7 protein-coding genes are annotated in these 7,797 nt (G+C 72.0%); 5 read left to right on the top strand and 2 right to left on the bottom strand.

Going from position 1 to position 7,797, the window contains the following annotated elements:
* The 3 genes from OJ997_RS10210 to OJ997_RS10200 all read left to right on the top strand — a co-directional run.
* On the top strand, positions 1-895 hold an 895-nt coding region (locus OJ997_RS10210; protein ID WP_270024983.1), incomplete at its 5' end, for a substrate-binding domain-containing protein.
* Positions 896-913: 18 nt separating this feature from the next.
* On the top strand, positions 914-1,828 hold the full coding sequence (locus OJ997_RS10205) for a class I SAM-dependent methyltransferase (protein ID WP_270024982.1): 915 nt from the start codon (positions 914-916) through the stop codon (positions 1,826-1,828).
* Positions 1,825-2,472, top strand: coding sequence for a DUF3159 domain-containing protein (locus OJ997_RS10200; protein ID WP_270024981.1), 648 nt, complete (start codon positions 1,825-1,827; stop codon positions 2,470-2,472). The genes OJ997_RS10205 and OJ997_RS10200 overlap by 4 nt, the downstream gene beginning before the upstream one ends.
* On the opposite strand, the gene OJ997_RS10195 is transcribed toward OJ997_RS10200, so the two are convergent.
* Entirely contained in the window at positions 2,414-3,127 is a 714-nt protein-coding gene (locus OJ997_RS10195) for a GDSL-type esterase/lipase family protein (protein WP_270024980.1), read from the bottom strand. The genes OJ997_RS10200 and OJ997_RS10195 overlap by 59 nt on opposite strands.
* Entirely contained in the window at positions 3,124-5,034 is a 1,911-nt protein-coding gene (locus OJ997_RS38085; RefSeq protein WP_270024979.1) for a S8 family serine peptidase, read from the bottom strand. Before OJ997_RS38085 ends, OJ997_RS10195 begins: the two co-directional genes overlap by 4 nt.
* On the opposite strand from OJ997_RS38085, the gene OJ997_RS10185 reads away from it, so the two are divergent.
* A complete protein-coding gene (locus OJ997_RS10185) occupies positions 5,026-6,225 on the top strand; it encodes an aldo/keto reductase (protein WP_308213570.1) in 1,200 nt (399 codons plus the stop codon). The two genes, OJ997_RS38085 and OJ997_RS10185, sit on opposite strands and share 9 nt — an antisense overlap.
* A 34-nt stretch (positions 6,226-6,259) precedes the next feature.
* Entirely contained in the window at positions 6,260-7,792 is a 1,533-nt protein-coding gene (locus OJ997_RS10180; protein ID WP_270024977.1) for a hypothetical protein, read from the top strand.
* Positions 7,793-7,797: the final 5 nt, after the last annotated feature.

The raw sequence follows: 7,797 nt of genomic DNA, 5'->3' as shown, positions 1-7,797 counted from the left end.
TTGGAACGGCACGGCCGGCGCGAACGGCACGGCCGGCGCGAACGGCACGGCCGGCCCGCGGCGCGCGACCGCCTCGTGGCGCCCCCTCAAACGTGCGCGCCGCCTGCTCGGACCGGCGGCGGTAGCGACTCTCCTCCTCACGCCGGCGCCGGCTCCCGGCGCGGCGCGCACGATCACCATGAGCGGCGCGAGCCCGGCCCAGGCCGTGGTCGCCGACCTCGCGTACTTCTACCGGCGCGAGCACCGGGCGGACGCGCCGCGGTTCTCGATCGTCGGCGGGGGGACCGGGACGGGGATCGCCGACGCGGCGCGCGGGATCGTCGACGCCGGGCTCTCCGGTCGCGCGCTCACCGCGGACGACCCGCCCAACCTGACGTTCACGCCGCTCGCCCTCAGTGCGATCTGCCTGGTCACGAACCCGGCGAACCGCGTCCCCAACCTCACGCACGCGCAGGTCCAGGCGCTCGCGGCCGGGACGATCTCCAGCTGGGCCGACATCCCCGGGTCCGCGGGCGACGTCCCCGTGGCCCGCGTCGCGTTCGACGTCACGTCCGCCGCGCGCGCCGTGTTCCTGAGCACCTTCGTCGACCTGAGCACGCCGCTCGCCCCCGCCAGCACGTTCACGGCCTCCGCGCAGGTCCGCGACTACGTGGCCGCGACCCCCGCGGCGTTCGGCTACGTCGACCTCGAGTTCGCCCGCCGCCTGCACGCCGTCCCCTACGAGGGCGTTCCGTGCACGCGGGCCACCGTCAAGGACGGGACGTACCCGGCGCGGCGGACGCTCGGCTTCGTCACCCGCGGCCGCCCGACCGGCGCGCTCGCCCGCTTCCTGAGCTGGGTGAAGACCGACGCCACGGCGCACCGCGTGATCGCGTCCCGCTACATCGCTCCGTAGCTACGCTCATGGGCCGAAATGGCCGCACCGCCGACAGAGCACGAGATCCTCGACGTCAACCGCCGCTACCACGACGTCGCGGCCGAGACCTACGACTCCAAGTGGGGCATCTCGTTCGGCGAGATCGGCCACCAGCAGGTGCTCGGCAAGCTCACCAAGCTGCTCGGCCCCAACCCCGGGCCGTTCGCGCACTCGCTCGAGATCGGCTCCGGAACCGGCTACTTCAGCCTCAACCTGCTGCAGACGGGCGTGATCGCCCAGGCGACATGCACGGACATCAGCCCCGGCATGCTGGAGACGCTCGAGCACAACGCGAGCGAGCTGGGCCTGACCGTCGAGACCGCCGCCTGCGACGCCGCGCAGCTGCCGTTCGAGGACGAGACGTTCGACCTCGTGCTCGGCCACGCCGTCCTGCATCACCTGCCGGACCTCGACGAGGCGTTCCGGGAGTTCCGCCGCGTGCTCAAGCCCGGCGGCGTGATCTTCTTCGCGGGCGAGCCCTCCCGCCAGGGCGACAAGCTCGCCGCGTACCCGAAGCGCGCCGCCGTCAAGGCCGCGCCGCTGTGGCGCAAGGCGCTCAAGGCAAGCCCCGCCCCGACCCACCACGGCGCGCCCGACGAGGACGAGCACGCGCTCGAGTCCGTCGTCGACGTCCACGCGTTCGTCCCCTCCGACCTGACCGCGCACGCCACGGCCGGCGGCTTCACCGACGTCAAGGTCCAGGGCGAGGAGCTGCTGGCGAACTGGTTCGGCTGGTTCAACCGCACGCTCGAGGCGAGCGCCGACCCCAAGGACATCCCGTGGGGCTGGATCCAGTACGCCTACCGCGGCTACATCCTGCTCCAGCGCGTGGACCGCACGCTGCTCGAGCCGCGCCTCCCGCCCCGCATCTTCTACAACCTGATGCTCGCGGCGCGGAAGCCGGACGCGTGAGCACCCCGCCGCCAGAGCACCCGCCCGGCCCGTTCGACATGCTGCGCGACCGGCGCGCGATCGCCGACACGACGATCGCCCCGATCGCCTTCGTGATCGTCTACACGATCACGAAGGAGGTCAACACGGCCGCGGCCGTCGCGGTCGGCATCGGGGTCGTGATGTTCATCGAGCGGCTGGTCCGCCGCAAGTCGGTGATCAACGCGCTCGGCGGCCTGCTCGGGATCGCGCTCGCCGCGTTCATCGCGGTCCGCTCCGGCAACGCCGAGGACTTCTTCTGGCCCAAGGTCGCCCAGCAGGGCGGCCTGTTCGTGATCTTCGCCGGCTCGGTCATCATCCGGCGCCCGCTGACCGGGTTCATCGTCAGCACGCTCTACCGCGCGGACCCCGAGTGGCAGAAGATCCCGGAGGTCCGGCGCGTGATGACCGAGTACACGCTGATCTGGGCCGGCCTGTTCCTGCTGCGCGCGATCGTGTTCCTCGTCGGCATCCTCGCCGGCGAGGTCGAGTTCCTGGGCGTGGCCTCGCTCGCGATGGGCCTGCCGGCGTTCGGGCTGCTGCTGTTCTTCGGCTACCGCTGGGTGCCTAAGCGCCTCGCGCAAGTCGGCGCGCCCGACCCGCGGCATCCAGAGCCCGCAGCCTGAGCGCCCGGTACACGTAGGTCCAGTCGCCCTGGAGCGCGCGCAGCGGCGTGTATCCGCCCGGGGTGATGAGCGTCGAGGGCCGTACGCGCACGTCCAGCCCGTCCGCCGCGAGCACGTCCAGGGCCCGCTCGGCGATCCACACCTGCCCGAACGCCGTCGGGTGCACGTGATCGACCATCACGAGGTTGCGTGCGCCGAAGCTCCGCAGGTCGAGCACGAGCGCGCCGACCGCGGACGCCACGCGCAGGATCGCCGCGTTGCCCGCCTCCACGCCTCCCGCCCGCGGCCGCCCCAGGTCCTCCGGCAGCGTGACGAGCAGGACGCGGTCGCAGCGCGCCGCCAGGAACTCCGCCACCGACGCGTACGCCGGCTCGAACGCCGCCGCGTCGAAGTCCGGCGCGCGCACGTCGTTCACGCCCGCGTACAGGCAGCCGACGGCGTAGCGAGCCTCCGGCAGCGCCGTCCGGGCCTCGAAGGCCGGCACCTGGACCGACGCCACGTGCTCCACCCGCGCCCCGTCGACGGCGTAGCCCGTGTACGGCAGCCCGAGCCCGCGCGCCGTCCACAACGCCCAGGACTGCAGCGCGACGCCCCACTGGAGCTCCCCGCCGCCGTTGGTGATCGAGTCGCCGAAGGCGAGGACGCCGGCGTTCAAACCCGGAAGGTCTTCAGCGTGGTGTGGCCGCTGATGGTCGCGATCACGCGGTAGCTGCCACGCGTGAGCGTCTTCCCGCGCGTCCCGCGGATCGTGAGGCTCTTGCCGCTGATGGACGCCTTGAGCGACTTGAAGGTCACCTGGCGCCACTTGCGGCCGACCTTGCGCTCGACCTTGACGGCCACGGTCGCGGAGCGCGAGACCTTGACGGTCACCTTCGCCGCCTGCTTGCACGTCGTGCGGCCCTTGCAGGACTTCGGCGTGACCTTCACGTCCAGCTTGGTGACCTTCGGCGCCGCCGGCGCCGGATCCGGCGGAGGGCCGGGCGTCGGCGAGGGTGCGGGGTTGCGGTTGCCGCCGTCGCCGGGCGGCGTCGCGGTGGGCGTCGGCGTCACGATCACCGGGCAGCCGTCGGACGTCGGTGCCGCCAGCGTCGCGCAACGGTCGGTCGGTGGGACGACGCCGTCACCGTCACGGTCGCCGTCGCAGGCGTCGCCGAGGCCGTCGCCGTCCTGGTCGGCCTGGTCGGGGTTCCCGTCGGCCGGGCAGTTGTCTTTGGGATCGATGATCCCGTCTTGGTCGCGGTCGGGACACCCTCGCAGCTTGCCGGCCAGCGACGGGCAATCGTCGTTCGCGCCGCGGAAGCCGTCGTGATCGGGATCGCACGAGACCCACTGCCCACCGATGCTGCCGCCGCCGAGGCGCGCGCCGGGGGCGAGCAGCGGCCGAGCGGCGTTCAGCCGGCCGCCGAAGCGCGAGATCGTGTCGAGGCCGGTCACGCGATCGACGGAGTCGTCGAGCGCGCTCTTGAGGCCCTCGGCGTTGTAGGTCATCGGGTTCGAGGACTCGATCAGCGCCGCCGCGGCGGCGACCAGCGCGGCCGACATCGACGTGCCGCTCTTGACCCGGTAGGCGCCGCCCCGCACGGTCGAGCTGAGCGTGAGCCCCGGGGCGAACAGATCCACGGAGGTCTTGCCGACGTTGCCCCAGCACGTCGGCCGGTCCAGCGTGTCGGTCATGCCGACGCAGATGATGTTCGGGGCGTCGTTGCTGCACGGGTAGACCTCGTTGCCCGGCTCGTCGACGTCGGCCCCCTCGTTACCCGCCGAGACGACGAACAGCGTGTTCGGGTACTTGCTGACCGTGTCGGTGACGAGCTCGTCGACCAGCTGCTTGAACGCGGCGGTCTCCGTCGGGTCGGTGGCGAGCGAGGCCGTGACGATGGGGTAGCGGCTGCCCCCGTAGTCGAACGCGCGCATCACGTCGTACAGATCGCCGCCGCCGCAGTTGTCGACCGCGTGCAGCGGGACCACGGACGAGAGCGGCGCCAGGCCGACCATGCCGACGTCGTTGCGGAGCGCCGTGATGAGCCCCGCGACGTGCGTGCCGTGGTCGTCGACGTCGGTGGGTGGGGGCGCCGTGCACTTGTCGGTGGTCACGAACTCCACCGGATCGCCGATGTGCCCCGCGAGGTCCGGGTGGGTGGCGTCGATGCTCTGATCGACCACGCCGATCGTGACGTCCTCGCCCTGGAAGCCGGCGTCGTCCCACGCGTCGAGCGCGTCGACGTCGGCGTCGGTCTGCCAGTCCAGCTGCCAGCCGAGCTCGGCCTTGGTCCGCAGCTGCACGTTCGGTGCGGCGATGCGCACGTCGGCGTCGGCGTTCAGCCGCTCGAGGGCGGCGAGTTCCCGGCCGTCCGGGACGCTGACGACCTCGGTGTCGGCGCCCGCGGACATCCGCTCGAGGCGCACACCCGCATCGGCGCGCACGTCGGCGCGCTCAGAGGCGGAGAGGCCCGGGGCTCGGCGGACGACGATCTCGGAGGCCGCGGCCAACGACGGCAGCAGGGAACCGAGGGTGCAGAAGAGCACCACCGCGCACGCGAGACCCGTTCGCGAATGCGTCACCCTCGTATCATCGGCGATCTCGTGGGGGCCTTGAGTACACACTTAAGGGAAGACCATCGGCCGGCGCTGTCCAGTGCCGCGATCGGGACATGGAGCGGCGGCCGCTTCATGCACTTCGGCGAACCCGTCGACGACGACCGGCTCGCTGCCCTCCTGCGCCCTGGTCAGGGTATCGCGACTCTGCTTACTGCGGACACGTATGGCGCGGGCGAGGCCGATCGTGTGCTAGGCCGCGCCCTAGCTGGGGTTTCGCGCGACCAGTACTCCCTCGTCGGGGCCATCGGGCACGACTTCTACGAGGGGGAACGCGAGGGCGCCAAGGGCTTCCCGCGCTTCACCGACCCACGTCTTCGCGGTCCGGAGGGCTACGCGGATTATGTCCGAATGGCGACAGAGCGCAGCCTGGAGCGCTGCGGCGTGGACGCCTTCGACCTGCTGCTCCTGCACAACCCGGACCGGACGGGCTACACGAGCGAAGCCGTCTGGGACGCGCTGGAGGCCGTTCGGGCAGCGGGGCTCACGCGCATGCTCGGCGTCGCGCCCGGCCCCGCCAACGGCTTCACGCTCGACGTCATCGACTGCTTCGAGCGCTTCGGCGACCGGATCGACTGGGGCATGATCATCCTCAACCCGATGGAGCCGTGGCCGGGTGAGCTGGTGATCCCCGCCGCCGAGCGCCACGACGTCAAGCTGATCACCCGTGTCGTCGACTACGGCGGGCTCTTCCACGACGACGTCCGCCCCGGGCACGCGTTCCCGCGCTACGACCACCGCGGGTTCCGCCCCGCCGGCTGGGTCGAGGCGGGCAACGCCAAGCTCGAGCGGATGCGGCCGATCGCCGAGCGTCACGGGCTCACGCCGCTGCAACTCGCCTGTCACTGGAACCTCGCCCACGGCCCGGTGGAGGTCGTCGCGCCGACGCTGATCGAGGAGGCGGGCGGCGAGAAGTCGATCGAGGACAAGCGCGCCGAGCTCGCTGCCGTCACCGGCCCGAGCGTGCTTAGCGCCGAGGAGGTCGCGGAGCTCCGCGCGATCGGCGACAACACCGGCTCGATGCTGCTCAAGGGCGCCGCGCCCGACTTCGAGGGCGACGCGCCGCTGCCCGATCGCTGGGGCATCGACGGCCCGCTGACCGAGCTCGCCGGGCGCTGGGGCATCGAGCCCGCCCGCGACTTGATGAAAACGACTTAAGGACCGGGCCGTCTGGGTCGATGACCTAGACAAGATGATCCGGCTGAACTCGCTCTGCGCTGCCGTCTTCGCGCTCGCCACCCTCGCGGTTCCGACGTACGCGCTCCAGCAGCAGCAGACCGGAGAGCGGCTCACCCACCTCGACACCCGCGGCCAGCTGCAGGACGTCAACCTCGCCGAGGTCGTCGTCACCGCGCAGGCCGCCGCCGACAACGGCGACGGGCTCCCGACCAGCTGGTGTGGCGAGGACCGCACGACGGACAACACCGCCAACGCCGCCACGCCGGCGGGCAAGGCGCAGTTCAAGGTCGTCTACGCGTTCGCCGCCGACCGCCCCAACCGCTTTGCGGGCTGGCGCGACGCGATCCAGGCCAACGTCGCGATCGTCCAGCGCTTCCTGAGCGCCCAGGACGGCGGCACCAAGGCCGTCCGCTTCGACATGGGCACGAGCTGCGGCGCCCAGTACGTGGACATCCAGATCGTCCCGCTCCCCGGCACCCGCGCCCAGTACGCCGACAACTTCAGCGCGATCTCCAGCGCCGTCCAGCGCGCGCTGGGCGCCTCGAGCACCCCGCGCAACTCGATCGTGATCGCCGACGGCCTGGCCGGCGGCCAGCAGGAGTACGGCCTGGGCGAGACGATCATGGGCGCCTCCGGTGAGAAGCAGGGCGCCTCGAACGTCCACAACCGCGGCGGGCTCACCTCCGTGCTCTTCAGCCGTGACGGCGCGAACGCGCCCGGCGCCGCCCGCTGGGGCTGGTGGCCCGAGGGCTTCCTGCACGAGATGACGCACAACCTCGGCGCCGTCCAGTGGGGCGCACCGCACTCGACGCAGCCGCGCGGCGGCTCGGCCCCGAACTACGGCCATTGCTGGCAGGGCGCCGACGTCATGTGCTACGTCGAGGACGCCGGTGCCGCGCACGCCATGCAGATCGACTGCGGCGGCCTGCCCGGCGCGATCCCGCAGAACTACGACTGCGGCCGCGACGACTACTTCAACCCCGCTCCGGCCCCAGGCAGCTACCTCGCGACGCACTGGAACACGTACGACTCGGCGTTCCTCGCGCCGTGTGGCGAGATCGCCCCGGCGTGTGGTGGCGGCGCGCTGTGGGTGCCGCAGGCCCCGGCGGCGACCGCTCCGCCGACGATCGGCGGCGGCCTGCGCCGCGGCGCGCGGCTGACCGCCGGCAACGGCGCGTGGAGCAACAGCCCGACGAGCTACACGTACCAGTGGCAGCGCCTCGCCGTCGCCGGCTGGGAGGACGTCGACGCCGCGACCGAGGGGACCTACACCATCACCAGCGACGATCTCGGCCGCCGTCTGCGCGTCACCGTCGTCGCCACGAACCCGGACGGCTCGGCCGCCGCCGCGTCCAACCCGACCGCCCCGGTCGGCGGCTCGGGCGTCAACCGCGCGGCCTCGACGACGTCCAAGAAGGGCAAGAAGAAGTCGGTCAAGGCCGGCACGTCCTCCAAGAAGAAGAAGTCCAGCAAGGCCAAGAAGTCGTCTTCCAAGAAGAAGAAGGCGACCAAGAAGAAGTCCAAGGCCAAGAAGACCGCGAAGTAAGGCGT

It is taken from the genome of Solirubrobacter phytolaccae (assembly GCF_027587195.1).
Taxonomy (GTDB): Bacteria; Actinomycetota; Thermoleophilia; order Solirubrobacterales; family Solirubrobacteraceae; genus Solirubrobacter; species Solirubrobacter phytolaccae.
This window is presented reverse-complemented; position numbering and strand designations above follow the sequence as displayed.